3 protein-coding genes are annotated in these 3707 nt (G+C 58.5%); all 3 read left to right on the forward strand.

Annotation, left to right across the window (positions count from 1 at the left end):
• Positions 1-468: oligopeptide/dipeptide ABC transporter ATP-binding protein (locus ACUTJJ_RS24855; RefSeq protein WP_445543762.1), on the forward strand; the 468-nt coding region annotated here is incomplete at its 5' end.
• A 14-nt stretch (positions 469-482) separates the two neighbouring features.
• Positions 483-1493, forward strand: a complete 1011-nt coding sequence (locus ACUTJJ_RS24860; RefSeq protein WP_063951276.1) for an ABC transporter ATP-binding protein — start codon at positions 483-485, stop codon at positions 1491-1493.
• A gap of 215 nt (positions 1494-1708) precedes the next feature.
• A complete protein-coding gene (locus ACUTJJ_RS24865) occupies positions 1709-3202 on the forward strand; it encodes an ABC transporter substrate-binding protein (RefSeq protein WP_209088835.1) in 1494 nt (497 codons plus the stop codon).
• The last annotated feature ends 505 nt before the right edge of the window (positions 3203-3707 follow it).

Consider the following 3707-nt stretch of genomic DNA (forward strand, 5'->3'; position numbering starts at 1 on the left):
CAGGCACAAATCCTGCGTCTGCTCGATGACGAACGGCGCAAGCGCCGGCTGGCAACGTTGCTGATCACCCATGATCTCTCCGTTGTCGCCGCTTTTGCGGATAGGATCGCGGTCATGTATGCCGGCCGCATCGTCGAGGAGGGGCCGACCAAGGCGATCCTCAAGGCGCCACAGCACCCTTACACCAAGGCGCTGATTAGCTGCTCACTGCTGACCACCGACAGCGCGGGGCAACTGCTGACCATCCCGGGTTCCAGCGCGCAGGCGCACGACATGTCCTGCGGCTGCCGGTTTCACCCGCGCTGTGCAATCGCCAACTCGACGGGCATGGGTGGGCGTTGCATGGCGACAGAGCCGGATTTGAATACCCTGCCGGAGGGGCGCAAGGCGCGGTGCTGGGCGGTGGGTCACGACCATGCGGGGCATGATCATTCCGGTCACGACCATCAGAACCACACAATCTGCTGAGGAGGGCGACGACAATGCTATCGACAGCAATGACACAGACCGCCCCATCGGCGGAAACCATGCCCAAGCCCTTCGTGGTCGCGAAGAACCTTTGCAAATATTATCCGATATCCGGCCTCGGTCACCGGGTGGTGAAATCCGTCGACGATGTCTCCCTGACAATCGGAGAGGGGGAGGTTCTGGGCCTCGTGGGCGAATCCGGATGCGGCAAAAGCACCGTCGCCGGGCTGATCACGCGGCTAACCCACGCGACCAGGGGCGAGGTCAGCATCGGGCAGAACGATATGCTGCACATGAACGGTGAGGCGCTGCGGCGCATGCGTCGGGTCGTGCAACTGGTGTTCCAGGACCCATATTCCGCGCTCGATCCGCGGATGCGCATCGGCCAGAGCATGGAAGCGCCGCTTGCCCAACATGGCCTCGGCACGCGTGAGGAACGCACGAACCGGGTTTTCCGCATGCTGGAGGAGGTCGGGCTCGACGGCTCCTTTTACGATCGGTATCCGAGCCAATGTTCCGGCGGGCAGCTGCAGCGCGTCGTCATCGGCCGGGCGCTGCTTCTCAATCCAAGCTTCCTTGTCTGCGACGAGCCGACATCGGCACTCGACGCCTCGATGCGGACGCAGATCCTGAACCTTCTGATGGACATGAAGCGTCGTCACGGCCTGACGGTTCTGATGATTTCGCACGATCTGCGTGTGGTGCGATATCTCTGCGATCGTATCGCAGTGATGTATCTCGGCCGCGTCGTTGAAATCGCCGACCGCGAGGAGCTTTTCCGAGCGCCGAAGCACCCCTATACCAAGGCGCTGATTGCGTCGTCCATGCTGGACGAGACAGGGCTTTATGCTCCGGAAATGCTTCTGGACGGCGATCTGCCGAGCCCTCTCAATCCTCCCGACGGCTGCAAATTCCACACGCGCTGTAAATACGCGACAGGGATATGCAGTCAGGCGGAACCCGTTTTGGAAGGCGTTTCCGGTGAGCATTTCGCCCGCTGTCATCGCTGGCAGGAGCTGGGTTGACGGAACGCGCAGGTGCAGTTCTCTGGTGATGTAAAAACAGATGAATTGTGCGTTTGCAGATTAATATCGGAATAAAATTCCGATTATAAAACATAAAATAGAAGTTAATCTGATGGATATTCGCGATATATCCACAGGATATTTTGCTGTCATGTTATTTTTACTGAAGATGCACGCATTGTGAGCGTTATCACCAAAATAAAAGGGGATCTTCCATGATGAAGTACGCAATTTTGGCGACATGCGCCACTGTGGCCTCGTTCGGGGCACAGACGGCAATGGCCCAAACGATCACCTATGACGATTACACCGGCGTCAAGACCGGCTGGCAGATGGCGTCTGACGATGCCTATCTCGGTTCGCGTGCGGGTTGTTTCGAAAGTCTGGTTCGTGTCGGTTATGACACGACGCTGGAACCGGGCCTTGCGGAATCCTGGACGCAGACCTCGCCCAAAGTCTGGGAATTCAAACTTCGCAAGGGCGTGAAATTCCAGAATGGCGAGCCGCTCACTGCCGCCGCCGCCGTCAATGCGCTCACCAATCTCCTGAAGGCGCCCGTTCCGGCCCGGGCCTTTTCGCCGAAGCTCATTGCCGCGGTTGAGGCGGGTGGCGACGATATCGTAAAGATCACCACCATCGAGCCGTCTGTGCTGGTCCCGGCGCAGATGGCAAGCCCCGCAACCACTATCCTCGCACCAGCGGCTTACAAGGATGGCAAGGTCGATCCCATTGGAACCTGCACCGGGCCTTTCAAGATCACAAAGGTCGATGCAAACCAATATATGGAGCTGACCGCGAACCATGAGTACTGGAACGGCATGCCGAAGCTTTCAGGCGGCCGTGTGAACTTCATTCCGGATGCCGATACCCGCGCCACCCAGATAAGAAGCGGTGAGGTGCAGATTTCGCGCGTGATCCCACCCTGGGCGGTAAAGACCGTTGAAGCGGCGAAGGGCGTCAAGGTCGCACCGATCACGGTGCCCCGGATTACGGAGATGCTGCTCAATAATTCCAAGGCGCCGTTCAAGGATATCAAGGTCCGGCAGGCGATCCGGGCCGCCATCGACACCGCCGGTATTGCCGACAGCATCTATGAGGGTGCGGTAAAACCCGCGACGATGCCCTTCGCGCCGGGAGAGCCTTGGGCGCCCCAGGACGTCAAGCCTGCTTATGACCTGGAACAGGCAAAAGCTCTGTTGAAAGAGGCGGGAATTGCTCCCGGCAGCCTGAAACTGACGCTGTTGGCTTACACTGAAAGAACCGAACTCAAGGACGTTGCTGCCGTCATCCAGGCGCAGCTGCAGGAAATCGGCATCAAGGTCGATGTTCGCGTTGCAGATTACACGGCGATCGAGCCCGACCTTCTGTCCGGCAATTTCGACATGGTGCTTCTGTCGCGCGGTTACGCCACCGATGTTGCCGAACCGATCGGCTTTCTCAATGCTGACTACACCTGCACAGGCGGCTACAATATCTCGCACTATTGCAGCGAGCAAACGGACAAGCTGATCAAATCAGCCTATGCGGTGGCCGAGCCGGAAAAGCGTTACGCCATTTATGCCGAGGCGGCGAAGAGGATCTATGACGAAGCGGTCACCGTCTATCTGATCCACGAGACAGCGTTCGACGCTTATTCGGACAAGGTCGAGAACTTCAAACCGCATCCGATCAACTTCTTCATCATGACCAAGGACCTGGCGACGAAGTAACCAAGCCAACGGTTCTGACGAAACAGGGCCCGGCTCGCAAGAGCCGGGTTTCGGCTGTTATGGTGGCGTCCCCCCGCAGCTGGGACGACGCCGGATCAGGTCCGCTGCCGCAGGGTTAATTTCCTGGGCAAGCGTCATAATCGATTTGGAATGACGAGTTGCGCCAAACGCTCCGGCGTTATCCTCGGGCTTGTCCCGAGGATCTGCAACCGATCGATTTTATTCGACGTGATTAGATCCTCGGCAGAGGGCCGAGGATGACGCCGAGAGGAATGAATTCTTCATCACCGACGTGGGGAGAGGCTTTTGCTGCGGGAGGTACGGGGGAAGAAACTCGATGTCGTCCAATGGCCTTTTCGCAACCTACAGCGTCAGGCGGGGCCGGCAGTGTGATCCGGCGGCGGCAGTGGAGCGCCGCCGGTATCTTTTCTGTTCAGGCGCGCGCTTCTGGCGTGTATCCAGCCGCAGTAATGATTTCGGCAATGTGAGCAGCATCGGATGCACC

Source organism: Agrobacterium sp. DKPNP3 (assembly GCF_052686535.1).